This is a genomic window from Lentimicrobium saccharophilum (genome assembly GCF_001192835.1).
GTDB classification, from domain to species: domain Bacteria; phylum Bacteroidota; class Bacteroidia; order Bacteroidales; family Lentimicrobiaceae; genus Lentimicrobium; species Lentimicrobium saccharophilum.
On the sequence record NZ_DF968182.1, the window covers coordinates 738,833 to 758,003 of the forward strand.

At 48.3% G+C, this 19,171-nt stretch carries 14 protein-coding genes; 2 read left to right on the top strand and 12 right to left on the bottom strand.

The genetic code is table 11. The features are described 5' to 3' along the window. Positions 1-36: 36 nt before the first annotated feature. From TBC1_RS02595 to TBC1_RS02645, 10 genes are all read right to left on the bottom strand, one after another. Positions 37-4,479, bottom strand: coding sequence for a C25 family cysteine peptidase (locus TBC1_RS02595; protein WP_137305388.1), 4,443 nt, complete (start codon positions 4,477-4,479; stop codon positions 37-39). A 501-nt stretch (positions 4,480-4,980) separates the two neighbouring features. Beyond that, positions 4,981-5,544, bottom strand: a complete 564-nt coding sequence (gene frr, locus TBC1_RS02600) for a ribosome recycling factor (RefSeq protein ID WP_062042668.1) — start codon at positions 5,542-5,544, stop codon at positions 4,981-4,983. A 100-nt stretch (positions 5,545-5,644) separates the two neighbouring features. Then, positions 5,645-6,352: a UMP kinase gene (gene pyrH, locus TBC1_RS02605; protein WP_062038092.1), complete on the bottom strand. Its 708-nt coding sequence runs from the start codon at positions 6,350-6,352 to the stop codon at positions 5,645-5,647. Positions 6,353-6,364: 12 nt separating this feature from the next. Continuing rightward, positions 6,365-8,362: a M28 family peptidase gene (locus TBC1_RS02610; protein WP_062038095.1), complete on the bottom strand. Its 1,998-nt coding sequence runs from the start codon at positions 8,360-8,362 to the stop codon at positions 6,365-6,367. Positions 8,363-8,413: 51 nt separating this feature from the next. Next, on the bottom strand, positions 8,414-11,704 hold the full coding sequence (secA, locus tag TBC1_RS02615; RefSeq protein ID WP_062038098.1) for a preprotein translocase subunit SecA: 3,291 nt from the start codon (positions 11,702-11,704) through the stop codon (positions 8,414-8,416). A gap of 227 nt (positions 11,705-11,931) precedes the next feature. Beyond that, positions 11,932-12,153 carry a DUF2795 domain-containing protein gene (locus tag TBC1_RS02625; RefSeq protein ID WP_062038104.1) on the bottom strand — a complete coding sequence of 74 codons (222 nt, stop codon included), beginning with the start codon at positions 12,151-12,153 and terminating at the stop codon, positions 11,932-11,934. 112 nt (positions 12,154-12,265) lie between these two features. Then, entirely contained in the window at positions 12,266-12,835 is a 570-nt protein-coding gene (locus TBC1_RS02630; protein WP_062038107.1) for a cob(I)yrinic acid a,c-diamide adenosyltransferase, read from the bottom strand. Between the two features lie 53 nt (positions 12,836-12,888). Beyond that, positions 12,889-13,623, bottom strand: coding sequence for an ABC transporter ATP-binding protein (locus tag TBC1_RS02635; RefSeq protein WP_062038110.1), 735 nt, complete (start codon positions 13,621-13,623; stop codon positions 12,889-12,891). A gap of 130 nt (positions 13,624-13,753) precedes the next feature. Continuing rightward, a complete protein-coding gene (locus tag TBC1_RS02640; RefSeq protein WP_062038113.1) occupies positions 13,754-14,548 on the bottom strand; it encodes an O-methyltransferase in 795 nt (264 codons plus the stop codon). A 27-nt stretch (positions 14,549-14,575) separates the two neighbouring features. Further along, entirely contained in the window at positions 14,576-16,114 is a 1,539-nt protein-coding gene (locus TBC1_RS02645; RefSeq protein ID WP_062038116.1) for a YifB family Mg chelatase-like AAA ATPase, read from the bottom strand. A gap of 265 nt (positions 16,115-16,379) precedes the next feature. Here TBC1_RS02645 and TBC1_RS17755 point away from each other — a divergent pair, with 265 nt between their 5' ends. Beyond that, positions 16,380-16,577, top strand: coding sequence for a DUF1289 domain-containing protein (locus tag TBC1_RS17755; RefSeq protein ID WP_137305390.1), 198 nt, complete (start codon positions 16,380-16,382; stop codon positions 16,575-16,577). Here the strand turns inward: TBC1_RS17755 and gldB are convergent, their stop codons facing one another. Both gldB and TBC1_RS02660 read right to left on the bottom strand, forming a co-directional pair. Beyond that, on the bottom strand, positions 16,578-17,600 hold the full coding sequence (gldB, locus tag TBC1_RS02655; RefSeq protein WP_062038120.1) for a gliding motility lipoprotein GldB: 1,023 nt from the start codon (positions 17,598-17,600) through the stop codon (positions 16,578-16,580). Positions 17,601-17,691: 91 nt separating this feature from the next. Next, positions 17,692-18,282: a porin family protein gene (locus TBC1_RS02660; RefSeq protein WP_062038123.1), complete on the bottom strand. Its 591-nt coding sequence runs from the start codon at positions 18,280-18,282 to the stop codon at positions 17,692-17,694. Between the two features lie 132 nt (positions 18,283-18,414). Between TBC1_RS02660 and TBC1_RS02665 the strand changes: the two genes are divergently transcribed. Continuing rightward, complete coding sequence (locus TBC1_RS02665; RefSeq protein ID WP_062038126.1) at positions 18,415-19,110, top strand: porin family protein; 696 nt, start codon at positions 18,415-18,417, stop codon at positions 19,108-19,110. The last annotated feature ends 61 nt before the right edge of the window (positions 19,111-19,171 follow it).

Consider the following 19,171-nt stretch of genomic DNA (forward strand, 5'->3'; position numbering starts at 1 on the left):
TTGAAAAAGTCATCAAATCCCTGTTATGGCCGGTTTTCAGGGCGTAACTGTCCCTGTGAAAGTGGCTGCATTATTATCAATAATCGTCATATCCCCGGTATCCACCGTGCCGTCGCCGTTTACATCGGTAACCAGGTAACCGGTAGCAAAATCGGAAGCGTCATTGTCCACCGGGGTCATATCGGCGGTATCCACCGAGCCGTCCTGATTTACATCGCCGCCGAAGATTGCGCAATGGCCATCGGTCATCAGCAGCATGTTGTTGCCATATGCCTGGGTTGGGCCATCGAAGCTATAGTCAATGATATCGGTTCCGAAAGAAACAGGGAGCTTTGAGGTAGTCGCCAGGCTGTTTCGGTGTTTAATGGTAATGTAATAGCTTCCATTCAGGTTTGCCGGGATTTCAACCACTGCTTCGCCTGTAGTGCTGAGGCTGACAAAGGGTTCTGTATAAACAATGTCACTGTAATTCAAGCTGTTGTGAAGTTCAACAGTGATCTGGTCGGCGGTGTTGCCCGGATATTGGTCGCCTCCGGCATTCCGGGCTTTGCGCATGGTACCGCTGCCGTTGTAAAGGCTTTCAAGGAAAACGGTCAGATTCAGCGTTTTATTCAATGCAGGAATAATAATGGTGTAGTCCTCAGCTTCCCCGTAGGTTGTCTGATCGCATGGGCCCGGGTCCGTCGAAAAACGTTCAGCTATCCTTATCCTGTATGTGCCGGGGGGTACATTTGCAGGAACCGTAATATTCCCGGTCAGGATATGCGTTCCCTGAGTGCCCGGCGTTTGTCCCAGGTCAACAGCTTCCCCGGCATCGGTAAAAATGCAGTTGTTGTTCCAGTCTGTCCAGATGATACAATGCTGGGTCCATGAACCGTTTACTGTTACACTTACCGACACCGGGTATGTTGTTCCGGGTGTGAGTTCAGTGGCAATGGAAGTGAAATCGGAATATGAAGTAGAACCACTCGCATTGTTTATGGTATTCAGCTGCACATTGCTGATAAAGTCATCCGAGAGATTGGAGTAGGATGTCTCACAATAGGTGCAGTTGACCACATTGATATAGTTTGCTTTAACCTTAGTGTCAGATCCATAGGCGTTGGTAACAGTCAGGGTAACGCTGTAAAAGCCCAGGTTTGAAAATAAAACTTCAGGGTTCTGGGAGTTTTCTGTAGTTCCGTTCACAAAAGTTACATCCGCCGGACTGAAACTCCAGACCCATGAGGTGGGCACATTCTCCGAAAGATCAGAGAAGATCACAACAGAATTTAAAGCCGGAGATGAAGTGGATGCTGAAAATTCTGCTACCGGTGGCTGGGCAGGGTTATAGCAACTGATGGAAGCCACCCAGCCGTCGCGGGTCACACTGCCATCGGAGGTGAAATTGATGGTCAAGGCACCCGGTGAGTTGTTAGCAGTGATGGTACCGGGGCCGGATGTGCCGTTCCAGGTTCCCATCAGGGGCGCGGAAGTGCTGGTTCCGTTATAGATGCTCAGAAAATCATATCCCGATTCAGTGTAAAAAGCAGAGAATTCCAGACGGATCAGGTTGCCCGCAGTTGCGGGATAGATCGTCATGGTCAGGTCCTCACTATCGCCGTATGGTGCAGCTGCTCCTCCCGAATCATAGAAATATCCGGTGCAGGTGGTAATGCTTGCGTCGGCCATATTATACTCCGGAATCAGGCCGATGATTACCTGCTTTGTTTCCTGAACTGAATATTGTGAGGCTGCTCCTCCTGAAAGGGTAAACAACAGGTCAACCGGAGTGCCCAGCGGAACGGAAGCTTCAGCAGTTACATTAAAAATGGCTGATGCTGTTCCGCCGATGCTCAGAGAGCCCAGGCTGTAAGATGTGCTGTTGAGTGTCAGATAGGGGCTGGCTCCGCCGGCTATTTCCAGCAGGCCGTTTACATTGGAAATGGCGCTGTGCCCGTTGTTTGAACATGCGATCACCAGGTCGGCCGTTTCGCCGGGATCAAGAATGCCATCGTTGTTGCACCCCGGTCCGTTATCGGTCACGGTCATCGCACCGATGGTCAGGAGCGGCGCATTGGCTGTGATGTTAAAGTTTGAGTTCCAGGTGTCCGTTCCATCGGTTGCAGAAATCGTAAAAGCTACCACCTGCTGATCAGGGATATTATTGGCTACATTGACTAAGAACCCATCAGGAACAGATACCGTTTGATCGGGTGCAATGTTGCCGTAAACTGCATTGTTGTCTGTTATGGTAATGAAAGTGCTGCCTGAGGATAAAGTTGCAACAACATTGCCAGCAGTTTCAACGCCAACATTTTTCAGGTCAACCGAAAGCAGGTTGGTTTCATCATAATCCATGACTCCGTTGTTATTTCCTGAGGGTGGCGGGTCGTTGATGGTGTTGCCCGTGTAAACGATATACGGCCCTTCCGCGGGTATCACCTGAATGGTGCCTGTGTGCGGCTGCCGGTTCTGTTTTGTAATCACAATGTCCAGATTGCCCGGTGCGCTCAAAGGGGAGAAGTTCAGCGTAACCGAACCTGACAGCCCTGTTACCTTTGCATCGAGCAGCACGCCATTGCCGGATAAGGCCACGGTTGCATAGGCTTCGGTGGTAACAGTCAGCGAATTCATCCCGATCATCAGGGTGTTGAGATAGGTTGCACTCAACGGTGGCGGTACCGAATAATAGATCATCAGCGACGGGTCGCCCATCAGGTGGTAGATTTCCCAATAGTAGGTTTTCATGCCTGAATTTGATTCCTCCACGGCATAATTGCCACATACCACCATTTGTCCCTGGGTAACGAACCAGTCATCCGTTGGTTCGCCATGGTCATGAAATGTGCCGTCATATGCACCAATATGATTGCCATCGTACACGGGGTTCAGGGCAACTGTTTTAAATCCGCAGCCCCACCAGAAATCTTCATCCCAGTAAGTACTGTTTGATCCGCCAATATAACCGACTGCTCCTTTGTTTTCGGCCCTGAGGATTTCTTCGGCAAAGCAGGTGCCATCAAACGTTGCCGACTGGCAGCAATTCCCGACAAGCAATCCGTACTTTCCCTGGTTGGTCAGCGCCGGAATGTGTGCAGTGGTAAAGGACGGATCGGCCCAGCCGCTGGAGCTGCAATGTGCCGTATAATTTCCATAGGCCACGCCGTCTGATACATTATTACGGATCTGTTGCGAGTAGTTGCCTCCGGAAGGTTCAGGCTGCAGGTAGGTATGCGACAGGATGTTGTGCGCTGCATTAAAATATGTTTCAGTTCCATAATTTATCTGACCGTTGCTCCATGTCTGATGGCCTGCATCTGCTCCCGCTACCATCACCACTTCTCCCAGGAAAGAGGGGTCGGGCATCAGGTATTGCTCATATTCAAGGGTTTTATCGATCTGCGGTTGCAGTTGCGCCGGATTGTTGGCCGAGAAACGTCCGTAAAACACTTCAGGCAGGTTGTCGCCGGTGTATTCGCAGTACCTCAGGTCGGTAACATGCGATCCGGCTGAACCTGACCACGCCGGAATCTGGGCTACATCGCCCACAAACAGCACAAAGCTCGGAGCGGCATATCCGTCCGGCGGCGTATTGTAAAGGTTTTGCAGGTATGTTTTTATGGATGTTGTGGTCGTCCCCACGGCCGGATTGCTGGTGTATGCCTGTATGACATTGAATCCTTTTTTAACCTTCCACTGTATAAAAGGCTGCAATGCTGACTGGAACATCGGATCCGAAACAATTACGTAGGTTGCCGGTGCGCTGGTTATCAGGGCATCCTCCGGACCGGGCGACCTGTAATTTGCCGCCATTTTGTAAGTGCTGATAAAATAGGGAGATGCCTTGGACAGTTTCAATTCTTCAGTACCCTGAATATCGGCATTTTCAAAAACAATTTCGATTTCCAGATCATCATAGATTTTCAGCATCCGGGTTACCGGGTTATATTGCACGGGTGAAATATCGACCCTTGCCAGGTTGAGAGCCCGCATCAGACCAATGTTGGTCACTGTGACCAGTTCATCTTCAATATACCGGTCGGTATTGTATAGAACCTTGTTTATAATGAAAGGCACCTTGTCGGGATCATCGCTTTTCGACAAGGGCGGCTGGGCAGGAAATACAGGGAATCTTACCCCGTGCTGACCAAGGTCGATTTCCGTGATGTGGCTGTGTCTGATCCTGACAGAATATGTAGCCCCCAGGGGGACCTCTATCAGCTTCCGGTAAACGGGCAGTGCCGGCTCCCCTTCCGCATTTCTCAACCCGAACTCCTTTATATTAAGCAGGGTAAAAAAACCTTCAGATGTATTGACTTCGCTGAAACCAATGCCCGATACAGTGGCCCTGAAAACCACTCCGGTATATGATCCCTCAGGGATAGAAACTTTAGTTCCGCCTTTTTTAATACTGATATTTTCTCCAATGGCAGAAGCCGGAAAAATTGCTGTAAACACCAGCAGTGATAAAGCAAATGCAAAAACCGATTTTTTCATATAACTGAAATTAAAGATGCTCACCAGGAGACATAAAAATAAAATGAGAGTTTGAAACGGGTAGGAGAGAGTGCTTTCCGGAAAGTAATTGATTCCGGACCGGAAGGATCAGTCTATGGCCACAAGTAAAACCAGTTGCCAACAATCAGGTTAATTCTCCTTTAATAAAGAAGGATAAACACAAACAGTTGGTTGAATGTAACAAACTCTTTGTCAATTATATAACTGAGCCCCCTTAGGATTTCGTTGCTCAAACCAACGAAAGTATCCTTTGTATTTGATTTATTAATTCAAAGATAAGCGATTTGTCAGGGAATTGTCAACAGATATAAATATTTTTTATAATCGGGGGGAGAATATATGAGGTTAATAGATTGTGATAATAATAAGAAAAAGAGGATAATCAGCAATGCTATTGATTTCTGACAGGGAAAATGCAGACAGGCAAAAGGCCGGTCATATCATGTTCCGGCCCTGATTCAATATGGCAATTGAAAACTATTATACGGTCATAATATCCTTTTCTTTCAGTTCGAAGAGTTTGTCAATTTTAGCCGAGAATTTATCGGTCAAAGTCTGGATATCCTTTTCAAGTTGTTTGATCTCGTCTTCGGGGACTCCTTCTTTTTCGAGTTTTTTTCCGGCATCTATGGCTGACCTGCGGAGATTTCTCACGGTAACCTTTGCATTTTCAACTTCTGCTTTGGCTTTTTTCACCAGGTCCTTGCGGCGCTCCTCGGTAAGCGGGGGGACGGCAATGCGAAGCACTTCCCCGTTGTTTTGGGGGTTAAAGCCCAGGTTAGCGGCCAGAATGGCTTTTTCAATGGGTCCCAGCATATTTTTTTCCCACGGTTGAACGATGATCTGTCTGGGGTCCGGGGTGTTGATGTTTGATATCTGATCGATGGGCGACAAGGTTCCGTAATAATCTACCCTGACACCTTCGAGCATGGCGGGACTGGCTTTCCCGGCGCGGATTTTGTGAAATTCCTTTTCGAGGTGGCTGATGGCCCCCTGCATGCTCTCTTCTGTTTCATCCAGTATAAATCTGACTTCTTCGTTCATTGTCTGATTGGTTTTTCTGATCATTAATCATTAGGCAATGATGCTGCAAATATACAAAAGCAAGCCGTTTTAATCCAAGGCTGATGTCTATTTACAAAACTTATCCCTTTACAAGGGTGCCGACCGGCTCACCGGCGATGATTTTTTGAAGGTTTCCCTTGATATTCATGTTGAAAACCAGGATGGGAAGCCTGTTCTCGCGGCACAGGGTGATGGCGGTGAGGTCCATGATATTCAGTCCCCTCTCGTAGACTTCGGTAAAGGAGATGGTGTCAAATTTCTCTGCATCCGGATTTTTCTCGGGATCTGCCGTATAAACACCATCAACACGGGTGCCTTTCATAATCACGTCAGCCTCTATCTCTACCGCGCGGAGCGCTGCAGCCGAATCGGTGGTAAAGAACGGATTTCCTGTACCGGAGGCGATAATCACGATATTTCCCCCGTTCAGGGCTTCGATGGCCCTTCGGCGGCTCATAGCCTCTGCAATGGGATCAATGGCAATCCCCGAAAGCAAACATGTTTTCATGCCGTGTTTTTCCAGTTCGGCCTGAAGCGCCATGCTGTTGATAACCGTGGCAAGCATGCCCATATAATCGCCCTGTACGCGGTCCATACCTTTGGCAGCACCCTGCAACCCCCTGAAAATGTTGCCTCCGCCGATTACGATGCCTACCTGAACACCCTGACTGGCAACCGAACTGATTTCTCCGGCATACATCGACAGCCTTTCAGGGTCAATGCCGTGCTGCTGTTTACCCATCAGGGCTTCACCGCTTAATTTTAAAAGAATCCGTTTGTATTTCATTGCAGTTTATTATTATCGGATAATGACCATGGGCATCACTTTGCTGAACCGGTCGGTTTTCAGTTGATAAAAATAGCGACCAGGCGTCAGTTGATTCAGGCCGGCCACAATCAGGTGGTTTCCGGCGTTGAAATAATCGTTTGCCAGCTGCGCTACCGGTTGTCCGAGCATATTGTATATAATCAGCTGAACATCCGAGGGCTGCTTCAGCTTAAACTCAATGGTGGTTGTTCCTTTGGCGGGATTGGGGTAATTCTGCCCGAGATATTCGTCTTCAGCACTCCCGTTCAGCGTAAGCCCGGTTGTGGGATCAAGGTATAAGATATGCAGACACCAGTTGTTGAGCGTTCCGGTATTCCCTGCTCCTCCGTCATTGATACGGATTTGCCAGTCGCCCGAAACTGTTTTCCCGTTGAAGGCGCTCAGGGCCATCTCCGGGCGGAACCGGCCGGTGAAAGGCGGCGTACCTTCAGTAATCATCATCTCGGCCTGATCGTCGAAAGTGGTGTTGGTATAATTGTCCCCGTTTCCGCCATTGCGGTCGCTCAGCATGGATACCGTGCCATCGGGCCCGGTAAGAATCAGCCGTAGCTCTCCTGTACGGGTATGCGTTATGTCAAGGTTCACATCCACATCCATCACCGTGCCGGTGGATTCCACCGTTATCAGGTCGTAGGTGTTCTGGTAGTCAATGATTTCAACCGGGGTGGTAGTTGAGCAGGTATTTGCGGAGAAAATGTTGTCGATCACATAAACGAAGAAAGATTCGGGTGCCTGGGTTCCCGGAGGGTTAATGCCAAGCCCTCCGGCAGGGTAGGAGGCTGTAAGCCTTCCCAGAGAATCCTGGACAGCAAAATAATAGCTTACTTCTGTTCCGAATGCAAAACCGGGAATCATAAAGCGAAGGGTGTCACCGCTCACTTCATAAGGAGTGACAAAATCGAAGCCGGAACCGTTTCCTGAGTAGTATAACCGCGGAGGATAATTGAGAATATCCACCGGATGCGAGCCTTCTACAATAAGCACCGCTTCGCGCTCTTCCACAGAGTTTCCCGAAACTACCGGATCATGATGAAAATAAAATCGGTGATCCCATCCCTGCGCTGCAATATTGGCAATGGAAGCCCTGACAAAAGCAACGTAATAAGGCATGTTGAGGATGTCGATGTCGTCGCCGGGGGTGTGATAGTATTCATTGAAATCGTACCAGTCTTCAATGGCCAGCATGGCCGGATAGTCAAATTGCCAGAAAGAGGCATGGTCGCTGGCCGTAGTATAATAATAGTTATGATTCAGCTGGGGCTGGTAGTATGCAGTGGTCCTGAGAAAATCATTGGTAAATCCCTGGGAAAGGGTATTGGTTGCAATCGAATACGTATAGTCATTGTCCGAATCCCAGGCAATCATATCCAGGTTCAGCACCCCGAGGATCTGCTGACCCTGGTTGGCCGCACGCTGGGCATAGGCATAACTGCCCACAAGTCCGATCTCTTCTTCGTCCCAGGCCGCAAAGCGTATGGTATATTCAGCGTCGAACGGCGCCAGCAGGCGGGCTGCTTCCAGCACGGCTACCGTACCGGAGGCGTTGTCATCGGCGCCGGGTGCAACAGATCCTGATGGCATATTGTCATAATGCCCGCAGATAATGAATTCCTTGTCCGGATATTTCGTCCCGGTTTTTGTGGCGATGATATTTTCTCCCCGACCGTTGCTGAAAGTGTGGACTTCAGGGGTGTAGCCGTATTCAGTGAACTTATCGAAGATAAAGTCGGCTGCCTTGCTGTTGTTCGGATTGTTGTAATGTCGCGAAATGATGGTGGTGGGTATGCCGTCGATTAAGACGGTTGTATCTCCTGCCAGCTGCCTGGTCAGCAACAGGATCGACTGATGGTCGGCCAGCTGGATAAGCGAATCAAGAAAAGGACTGTAAGCAAGCTGGGCTTTCATGCTGACGGGCGAACTGAACCCGAACAAAGTCAGGGCAAAAAGCAGGGTAGAGATTTTCTTCATCGCATTTAAGGTGTAGTTTGAGTGCGTTAAATTAAGGAAAACCGTCCGTGGTTATTCATTTTGTCCGTGGCAGTTTTTATATTTTTTTCCGCTGCCGCAGGGGCAGGGGTCATTGCGTCCTACCTTTTTCTCCACCCTTACCGGCGCGGTAACCTGTGGCTGTGAGGTACGGCCTGCCTGGCTGAGCATATCGGTGCGCTCTTCCTTCAGCCTGCTGTTGTCGGAACGGCGGGGAAGATGGGCTTCTTTTACCTGCGAGGGCTCCTGTACCGGCAGGTTTGCTTTGATGATAAAGGAAGTGATATCCCTGTTTACCTTTTGGATAAGGGTTTTAAACAATTCAAACGACTCAAATTTATAGATCAGCAGAGGATCTTTCTGCTCATAGGTGGCATTCTGGACCGAACTGCGCAGTTCGTCCATCTCGCGCAGGTGATCCTTCCAGGCATCGTCAATCACGCCAAGGGTGACGCCTTTCTCTATAGCCAGCGTAATTTCTCGCCCCTTGTCAAGGTAAGCCTTCTTAAGGTTGGCAACCACCTGCATCGATTTTATCCCATCGGTGATGGGAATGGCGATATTTTCATACCTGGGATGGTTTTCGAAAACATCCTTGATCACCGGATAGGCACGTTGGGCGAGGTGTTCACATTTGGTCCGGTAATTTGAATAAACCCTGTCGAAGAGTTCTTCAGTGATGTTTTGTTTATTCCGGGAGAGAAATTCATCCTCTGAAATTCCCGGTTCCGTAGCCAGGGTTTTCAGCAACGACATCCGGTATCCTTCATAGTCGCGGTCTTCCTGATGGCTGGCAACAATGCTTTCGCAGACATCGTAAAGCATATTTGAAACATCCACGGCCAGACGTTCTCCGTAAAGGGCATGGCGGCGTTTCCGGTAGATCACTTCGCGCTGCGAGTTCATCACATCGTCATATTCAAGCAGCCGTTTACGGATGCCGAAGTTGTTTTCCTCAACCTTTTTCTGCGCCCTTTCGATCGATTTTGTGATCATGGAATGCTGAATCACCTCGCCTTCTTTCAGGCCCAGACGGTCCATAATCTTGGCGATGCGCTCCGATCCGAACATGCGCATCAGGTCATCTTCTAGGGAAACAAAAAACTGTGAACTTCCGGGGTCTCCCTGTCGACCTGAACGGCCGCGCAACTGCCGGTCAACACGGCGCGACTCGTGCCGTTCGGTACCTATGATGGCCAGACCGCCCGCTTCTTTTACCCCTTTGCCCAGCTTGATGTCGGTACCACGACCCGCCATATTGGTGGCAATGGTAACCGTGCCGGCCTGTCCTGCCTCGGCAACGATGTCGGCTTCCTTCTGGTGAAGCTTGGCGTTCAGTACATTATGTTTTATTTTGCGGAGGGTAAGCATGCGGCTGAGCAACTCGGAGGTCTCCACCGAGGTGGTTCCCACCAGCACCGGCCTGCCCTTGTTGATGAGGTCTACAATTTCATCGGCTACCGCGTTGAATTTCTCCCGTTTGGTTTTGTAAACCAGGTCCTCACGGTCGTCCCTGATAACCTTACGGTTGGTGGGAATCACCACCACATCCAGTTTGTAAATATCCCACAATTCCCCGGCCTCAGTTTCAGCGGTACCTGTCATACCGGCCAGTTTCTTGTACATCCTGAAGTAATTCTGAAGCGTAACCGTAGCATAAGTCTGGGTAGCGGCTTCCACCTTCACACTTTCTTTGGCTTCGATGGCCTGGTGCAGGCCGTCACTGTAACGGCGTCCCTCGAGGATACGTCCGGTTTGTTCGTCAACAATCTTGATCTTGTTGTCCATTACCACATATTCGACGTCCTTTTCGAACAGGGTATAGGCTTTCAGCAGCTGATTTACGGTGTGAACACGCTCCGATTTCACCGAATAGTCGCGCATCAGTTCGTTTTTCTTCTCCAGCTTCTCATCTTCCTTAAGGCCTGATTTTTCCAGCTCAGCAATCTCTGCGCCGATATCAGGCAGAATATAGAACTTCGGATCCTCATAGGAAGTGGTAATCAGGTCGATGCCCTTTTCGGTAAGTTCAACGGTGTTATTCTTTTCGTCAATCACGAAGAAAAGTTCATCATCGATGATGTGCATGTTTTTGGATTGCTCCTGCATGTAGAAGTTTTCCGTTTTCTGCATCAGGGCACGCATGCCGGGTTCACTCAGAAATTTGATCAGCGCTTTGTTTTTAGGCAGTCCGCGATAGGACCTGAACAGCTGTTCCCCGCCCTTTTTCTCATTATCGGGACTGGCACCATCGGAAAGCAGCGATTTGGCTTCGGCAAGCAGTTTGGTTACCAGGTTACGCTGCGCTTCATAAAGCTTCTTGATTTCAGGTTTAAGTTGTTCAAATTCCTGATTGTCTCCCCTTGGGGTAGGCCCCGAAATAATCAGGGGGGTACGTGCATCGTCAATCAGCACGGAGTCAACCTCATCCACAATGGCATAATTGTGCGGGCGTTGCACCATCTCCTCGGGATTGCGGGTCATGTTGTCGCGCAGGTAGTCAAATCCGAATTCGTTGTTGGTCCCGAAAGTAATGTCGGCAAGGTAGGCGTTTCGACGGGCTTCAGAGTTGGGCTCATGCTTGTCGATGGTGTCCACTTTAAGGCCGTGAAATTCATAAAGCACCCCCATCCATTCCGAGTCACGTTTGGCAAGGTAATCGTTCACCGTAACCACGTGCACGCCTTTGCCGGGCAGTGCATTCAGATAAACCGGCAGGGTGGCGACCAGTGTTTTTCCTTCACCGGTAGCCATTTCGGAGATCTTTCCCTGATGCAGCACAATACCGCCGATAAGCTGAACATCATAGTGTACCATGTCCCAGGTGAGCAGGTTTCCGCCGGCAGTCCAGCGGTTATGGAAGTAAGCCTTGTCGCCCGTTATTTCAATATGGGCTTTCAGGGCAGCCAGGTCGCGGTCATTCTGCGTGGCGGTAACTTCAATCACCTCGTTTTCCTTAAAACGCCGGGCTGTGTCTTTCATCACAGCGAAAGCTTCGGGAAGGATGTCGTTCAAAACCTCCTGGGTGATCTGATATGCTTCCTTCTCCAGCTGATCAATCTGTTCATACAACCGCTCCTTTTCGTCCATATCCATATCAGGTTCGGCTTCTATCTTTTCACGGATACCGGCGATCTGCTGCTCTTTTCCTGAGACTGCCTCGGCAATGCGCTTTCTGAAACCTTCAGTTCTGGCGCGGAGTGCATCGTTGCTGAGTTTTTCTATTTCGGGGTATATTTCCTTTATCTTATTGAGGATAGGGGTGATTTCCCTGATGTCTTTTTCGGATTTGGTGCCGAGGAATTTCTTAAGAAATGAAAGCATGTCTGATATAATTATGCAATGGAATTGCTTTTGATGTTTATTCGGTTTGTGCCTGTCCGGCGCAGAGGAAGTACCAAAAATGTGCCGGGGTTTTCAAACAGATGCAAAGTTAGCCTAATTTCCTGTAAAAATGCGGATGAATTTTCCAGGCCATGCATCAAAGCCGGAAAAGAGGGGGATTGAATTGCAAAAAAAAACCGCGACATTTTGTCAGCGGCTGTTGTGTTTTAGTATTCATCTTCATGAAAGAAGAAATCTTCCTTGGAAGGATAATCAGGCCACAAGTCCTCGATGCTGTCGTAAACTTCTCCTTCATCTTCAATCTCCTGAAGATTTTCAATAACTTCCATTGGCGCTCCTGACCTGATGCAGAAGTCGATCAGTTCCTCTTTGGTAGCCGGCCAGGGAGCATCTTCCAGTTTAGAGGCTAATTCTAAAGTCCAATACATTCTTACAGAAGTTAACGGGTTTAATTTTTTGCAAAAATACTCTAATTATAGTCAAAAGCAAGTCAAAAACATTTCAAATAAACATTTGGTTCATGTTTACTTTTAATTTTTATTAAGTTCTTGCTTTCCAGGGTGTTTCAATGGCATTAAGCGTATGTGAAAACCAGCGGGCCAGTACAAACAGGTAGTCAGACAGACGGTTAAGGTACCTGATTACCATTTCCCCCTGTAAAGTTGAGACCTCATTTTCCACCACTTTTATGGTAAGACGTTCTGCCCTGCGGCATATACACCGGGCAATATGACAGTGCGAAACAATGGGATGCCCTCCGGGCAGAATAAACGAACTGATAGGCGGAAGGGATTCATTCATTTTGTCAATCTCATTTTCCAGCAAAAGGATATCCTCTTCAAAAAGTTTTGGAAGCGTTCTGAGGTCTTTAGCGGGATCTGCGGCCAACAGCGATTCCGCGGTAAAAATCCTGTCCTGGATCTCAAGCAGGAGTTCATGAATGCTGGCATCTACCCCCTGATCGCGGATCAGTCCGAGGTAGGAATTGAGTTCATCAAGCGTGCCATAAGCTTCAATGCGCTCATGATACTTGGGCACCCTGGTACCGCCGATCAGTGATGTTTGTCCCTTATCGCCGGTTCTGGTATAAATTTTCCAGTCGCAATCCATCGAAATGTTTAATATTAATTAGAAAATCTTAAACAAGTTGATTTGCTAATTGTTCATCCGGCAGTAACTTTCTGCTTGTAAAAATCCATGGTCCGGATATTGGAGTTGAGCTCGTCGGAGGCGACCAGTCCGTCAGAAAGTCTGATGATCCGGTGGGCGTGGCGGGCAATGTCTTCTTCGTGTGTGACCAGGATAATGGTGTTCCCGGCTTTGTGAATATCTTCAATCAATCCCATGATTTCAACCGAAGTTACAGAATCAAGGTTACCGGTGGGCTCGTCGGCCAGGATAATGGAGGGTTTGTTCACCAATGCCCGGGCAATCGCCACACGCTGCCGCTGACCCCCGGATAGTTCGTTGGGCTTGTGTTTCACGCGATCGGTAAGCTTTACATCCTCAAGCACCTGCATGGCCCGTTCCAAACGATCAGGTTTGGGCGAACCTGCATAGATCATTGGCAATGCCACATTCTCAAGCGCGGTAAGCCGGGGCAGGAGGTTGAATGTCTGAAAAACAAATCCGATCTCTTTGTTTCTGATCTCTGCCAGTTCATTGTCCTCCAGCTTGCTGACATCCTTGCCATTGAGCCAGTAGCTTCCGGAAGTCGGGGTGTCGAGACAGCCCAGCAGGTTCATCAGGGTGGATTTACCCGAACCTGAAGGCCCCATAAGCGCGACAAACTCATTTCTTTTAATGGTGAGGGACACTCCCCTGAGGGCGCGCACCACTTCGGTGCCTACTTTAAAAAAACGGGTGATCCCGTCAAGCCTAATAACTTCCTGGTTCATGGTCCTGGTTTACTTCACAACGAACAAAGTTAGGAATAATTGTAAAAGCGGGGATGATTAAATTTTCAACCTCTTCACTTCGGCCTTCTGCTTTGGCCAATGAGCGGACTATATGTTATTTATACAGCTTTCAGAACCGGATTACGAAGTGCTGCCGGCTCAGTTCCCTGCGGAAAAATACCAGTCCCATGTCAAACAGGTCAATTGTGACTGTTACACGCGGATGTTTGATAATTTCCTCCCAGGCTTTTTCCATCTCTGCCGACCAGTGAATATCGTGAAAAATCAGCAGTGCATCGTTCCCTGACTTCGCTGCAATTTCGCCAAAATAATTCACGGTGGCTTCGTAGGTATGGTTTCCGTCGATAAAGGCGTAATCAACCTTCAGGAGCGACCCGAGCGTTTCGGGCAATACTTTGTTGAAATTTCCCATCACCAGCGAAACATTGCTGCACCCGGCCGAATTCAGGCTCTCCTGGGCAAGCGCAGCAGTGGATGCACAGCCTTCTATCGTTTTAATCGTGGCAGAGGGTGCGGCGATGGCCTGATACATAGTGCTTATGCCTGCCGATGTGCCCAGCTCCAGCATTGTTTCCGGTTTGAAGTACCTAACGATGCGGAACAGCAACCGGCCATATTTCCGGGGGATACCGGTGGTTGCTGCGATTTCCTTTACCTTCCTCAGTTTTGTTGTATAACCTGTCCTTCCCTTCCGTGCACCGAAATCCACGGTCTCAATGCTGTTGGGATTCCGCCTCAGCCGGATTACCTGTTGTTCAACAGTTTTATAGTCAGGGTAAACAGTTTTATCTTCCAGTACATTGCAGATAAAATCATAAACGAAAGGGGAGTGGACCGCATGTTTTGTTTTGGCTTTCAGTCGGTAAGTCAGAAATCTGAAAAGTATCTTTATTTTGTTCAACATGTTTTCGGTGAGGTTGAGGTTAGTCAGCTAAAGGCCCCAGGTTTCCCTGTCGAGACTGCGGTAGTGTATGGCTTCAGCCAGATGGTCGGGCCGGATGTCAGGGCTGTTGTCAAGATCGGCGATGGTGCGTGCCACCTTCAGGATGCGGTCGTATGCCCGTGCCGAGAGGCTCAGTTTTTCCATGGCATTTTTGAGCAGGGTGTGCCCGGTTTCGTCTATCCTGCAGATGGTTCTCAGCATTTTACTGCTCATCTGGGCATTGGCATGAATGCCTTTGTGCTCTTTATATCTTTCTTCCTGTATCTGCCTGGCTTTTACCACCCTTTCCCTGATTGCATCGCTTTTTTCAGAAATCCTTACATCCGAAAGTTCACGGAAAGGCACAGGCACTACTTCCACCTGTATATCTATACGGTCGAGCAGGGGGCCGGATATTTTGTTAAGGTATTTCTGCACAACCCCGGGTGCGCAAACGCACTCCTTGTCGGGATGATTGTAGAAGCCGCAGGGGCAGGGGTTCATGGCGGCTACCAGCATAAAGCTTGCGGGATATTCCACGGTGAGCCTCGCCCTCGAAACCGTTACCAGCCGGTCTTCAAGCGGTTGCCGCAACACTTCGAGGACGGTCCGCTTGAACTCCGGCAATTCGTCAAGAAACAGCACTCCGTTGTGCGCTAGTGAAATTTCTCCCGGCTGGGGATTCGACCCGCCGCCGACCAGGGCCACGTCAGAGATGGTGTGGTGCGGACTGCGGAATGGTCGTGCCGAAATCAGGGAGGCATGGCGGCTCATTTTTCCGGCAACAGAATGTATCTTTGTGGTTTCCAATGCTTCATGAAGATTGAGCGGCGGCAGTATGGAGGGAAGCCGCTTGGCCAGCATGGTTTTACCCGAGCCCGGTGGACCAATCAGGATTACGTTATGACCTCCGGCAGCGGCAATTTCGAGCGCACGCTTTATGTTCTCCTGACCTTTAACATCCGAGAAGTCAAATTCATATTCGTTCAGCTGGGCATAAAACTCTTCACGGGTATTTACTATCTCCCTTTCAAGGCTTGCATCTCCGTTGAAAAACCGGATAACATCCAGGATGTTCTCCGCCCCGTAAACTTCAAGTTCGCTCACAATAGCCGCTTCCCGTGCATTCTGTTTCGGAAGGATAAAGCCTTTGAAACCCTGCCTGCGTGCCTCTATGGCAATGGGCAACGCCCCTTTGATGGGTTGTAAGCCGCCGTCGAGCGACAATTCGCCCATGATTACATAGTTACCCACGGTAGCCGGGTTTATCTGCTCCGACGCGGCCAGGATTCCTGTGGCAATGGTAAGGTCGTAGGCCGATCCCTCTTTGCGGATATCGGCCGGCGCCATATTGATGACGATCTTTTTTCCGGGAATTTTATACCCGTTGTTTCTCAACGCGGCTTCAATCCGCTGGTGACTCTCTTTAACGGCACTGTCGGGCAGACCAACCAGGAAAAACTGTATCCCGTTGTCCATGTTCACCTCAACCGTTATGGTGATTGCATTGATGCCTATGATTGAACTGCCGAATGTTTTTACGAGCATGTTATCAGAATTTTTCACGTATGAAACGGAACTGAGCCGCTTTTACCGCTACCGTAAAATATGACACCTGAAGCAACTATTTAATCTACTGAATATTAGTATCTTAAAATATCATACAAATGTAGGAAAAATTTCCGGTCCATTCAACAAGTCTTGAAAATCATTTATTGAATTCCTGAAATAAGCATGACAGGAACCTTATTTTATCATTGTGAACAATTAGATATCTTACAGGTTTATAGAATGATCAAAACGACAATAATTAGTGGAACCGGAAAAAGTAATCCCTGAGCCAAAATCTCCCTGCAAGCGGGTTTGCCGGCTTGATGAGGAAGGTATGTGTGTTGGCTGTTTCCGCAATCTGGATGAAATAGCCAACTGGTCCATCCTCACCAGGGAAGAAAAGCTGGAGGTGCTGCGCAAGGCCCATCTTCGTATGCAGCTCAGGGATATGAAGTTCTGATTATCCTTTTCCTGGCTTATAGCCTGATTTCTCCAGTATTTCCTGTGAATTGACGTTGTCGAGGAGTTGTTTCAGGCTCACATTATTCTTTTTCATATAGGCTTTTACAATCTGCCAGCCCAGCCAGGCTCCGGTGCGGGCCGGCGATTCCTGCGAAAAGGAGGATGTAAACGGACCGTCTACCATAAACATACTCATTGCTTTCGAATCAGTTTTATACAACAGCTCATTTTCAATGATAAACTGCCAGAGATTGCGCTCATTTTTAACACACCAGTCCAGTTGCGCTGCAGTGAAGCCGATTTTAAACTGATCTTCTGTATTTCCGGTAGTAACATCGGTAAAATAGAGGGTTTTTCCCTGTTCTAGCATTGCATCAAGCAGGGTATAGGCGCTTCTTTTTTCAGGAATCAGCAGCATACCCGCTTCTTTCATCACATCAGGCAGGATATGGTCTCGGGTAAAACGCCGGGATAGATAGAGCGGAATCCCCAGTTTCTTGTACATTTCATGATCCTCCCCGAGATACATGTCAAGGGCAATGATCAGTACCGAATCGGCATATTTGACGGGTAAATGAAAATCGTATCCCGAAACATAGGAATAGGTAAGTGGTTTCCTGCCTCCCGGAATTTCCTTTTCGAATATTCCAAAGGCCTGTTCAAGTTCTTTTTCAAGCCATCCCAGGTCAGGATACTGCTGCATTACCGACTCATAGGAAGCTTTGTTCTGAGGATCACTGATAAACAATTTCAGTTGATTTACCTCTTCATCGCCGATATCTCCGGTTCCCAGAAAAACAGCATAATCAGGGGCAACGGCCCTGAGCCTTTTTTCCAAACCGGCTTCACCCGGGCCAAACAATACCTGTTCGTACCGCCTGATCCTGAATCCTTCTTCCACATTCGTGAATGATGATGAATCTGAGCCGTCTGACGCGGTTTTTTTTTCCGTGTTATTGCCGGTGCAGGCAGCAAACAGGAGAAGGGCTGGGAAAATCAGTGTAGCAAGTCTGGAATTCATTATACCTGAAAGATTGGTGTTTATCCGGCACAAAATAACGAAAAACCCCTGACATGGGGAGGGCAGGGGTTTTTAAACGTAAAAAGGCAACCTAAAGTATTTTCCAGCCAAGACTTACGGTAAACATATTGTTTTTCAGTGTCAGGCCTTCGTTTTTTGAGAAGTCGGAAATTCCGAATTCATACCTCAGGTCTATGGTGAACATAAGCAGATCCACCCCGGCGCCGGTTTGAATGCCCCAATTGGCGGCACGGATATCATCACCGGTGAGGGTGTTTTCCCAGTTTTCACTGTTGATGTCTTTATTAACGGCAAGCGATGCAACCGGACCGGCCAGAATCCTGACATTGAAAAGATCCGTATCAATTAGTTTGCCGCCGAGTAAAACGGGGATATCCAGCGTTTTTATGTGCAGCGATTTCGTGCTGCCGGCCACCTCTGTTTGAGAAAGATCACCCTTTCGGTTCATAAAAAGCAGTTCCGGCTGAAGGTAAACCCTGTCGCCTATCCTGACGAATGCGCCGAAATGAAGGGAGCTTTTCATTTCTTCTTCTATCTGGTCCTGATCAGCGTTGAATCTGGAGAATGAAGCACCGGCCTTGGGGCCGAAAGTAAAATACGGAACCTGCGCGGTTGAGGTAAAAGCGAAAAGGACAAGTATTGCGATCAGATACTTTTTCATTGCTTTTTTGTTAAGGTTGTCTGAATAAACAAATGACCAGTTTAATTTGTCAATAACAATAAACTTGCCATTCCTCTTATTTATTGTGGCAAAAGGTTTGTATTTTTGTAAAAATACTTAAATTTCCCGATTATGAAATTGATACAAAGAACGCTGCTCCTTGCATTATTGCTTTTATTTGTTTCCTTTACCGGTGCGTTCGCCCAGTATAAATCGATCGCCATGGGTGTTAAAGTTTCCCCGAATATTGGCTGGCTGCGGACGGATGCTGAAGACTACTCCTCCGAAGGTGCTGTTCCCGGCATCTCCTGGGGGCTGATTACCGATTTTTACTTTGCTGAGAATTACGCATTCTCTTCAGGGTTTAACGTCACCTTCCACAATGGTAAAATATCATATCCGGATATCGAATCCTTCAACATCGGGGTGTTGAACCGGCAGTACCGGCTTAAGTATATTGATATTCCCATGCTGATCAAGATGAAAACCAATGATATCGGGGATTTTCGCTTTTTCGGACAAATCGGTCTGCAGCCCGGGGTCAGGATAGGCTCAAAGGCGAAAGACAGTTTTAAATCGGTAACCCCTCCATCAACGGTAAACAGAGACTGGCGTACCATTGATTCACAAACCAATCTTTTCAGGGTTTCCATGGTGGTTGGCGCAGGGGTGGAATACCCCATTGATAACTCCACAGCGCTGGTTGCCGGCATCAATTTTTTGAACGGATTGAGCGATGTGCTGAAGGGCGATAATGAGGTAGACAGCACCGTTGAGCATCATGCAGTACCAAACGCTTTTGAAATTACCCTTGGAATTATCTTCTGAACTTTTCTGATATAGCATACTCTTTTAAGCTGCTGCCGGTTCATCTCCCTGGCAGATCTTC

Excerpts from the sequence above, each read along its gene's own strand:
- TBC1_RS02595 (WP_137305388.1), bottom strand. The coding sequence starts at position 4,479 with ATGAAAAAATCGGTTTTTGCATTTGCTTTATCACTGCTGGTGTTTACA.
- frr (WP_062042668.1), bottom strand. The coding sequence starts at position 5,544 with ATGAACGAAGAAGTCAGATTTATACTGGATGAAACAGAAGAGAGCATG.
- pyrH (WP_062038092.1), bottom strand. The coding sequence starts at position 6,352 with ATGAAATACAAACGGATTCTTTTAAAATTAAGCGGTGAAGCCCTGATG.
- TBC1_RS02610 (WP_062038095.1), bottom strand. The coding sequence starts at position 8,362 with ATGAAGAAAATCTCTACCCTGCTTTTTGCCCTGACTTTGTTCGGGTTC.
- secA (WP_062038098.1), bottom strand. The coding sequence starts at position 11,704 with ATGCTTTCATTTCTTAAGAAATTCCTCGGCACCAAATCCGAAAAAGAC.
- TBC1_RS02625 (WP_062038104.1), bottom strand. The coding sequence starts at position 12,153 with ATGTATTGGACTTTAGAATTAGCCTCTAAACTGGAAGATGCTCCCTGG.
- TBC1_RS02630 (WP_062038107.1), bottom strand. The coding sequence starts at position 12,835 with ATGGATTGCGACTGGAAAATTTATACCAGAACCGGCGATAAGGGACAA.
- TBC1_RS02635 (WP_062038110.1), bottom strand. The coding sequence starts at position 13,623 with ATGAACCAGGAAGTTATTAGGCTTGACGGGATCACCCGTTTTTTTAAA.
- TBC1_RS02640 (WP_062038113.1), bottom strand. The coding sequence starts at position 14,548 with ATGTTGAACAAAATAAAGATACTTTTCAGATTTCTGACTTACCGACTG.
- TBC1_RS02645 (WP_062038116.1), bottom strand. The coding sequence starts at position 16,114 with ATGCTCGTAAAAACATTCGGCAGTTCAATCATAGGCATCAATGCAATC.
- gldB (WP_062038120.1), bottom strand. The coding sequence starts at position 17,600 with ATGAATTCCAGACTTGCTACACTGATTTTCCCAGCCCTTCTCCTGTTT.
- TBC1_RS02660 (WP_062038123.1), bottom strand. The coding sequence starts at position 18,282 with ATGAAAAAGTATCTGATCGCAATACTTGTCCTTTTCGCTTTTACCTCA.
- TBC1_RS02665 (WP_062038126.1), top strand. The coding sequence starts at position 18,415 with ATGAAATTGATACAAAGAACGCTGCTCCTTGCATTATTGCTTTTATTT.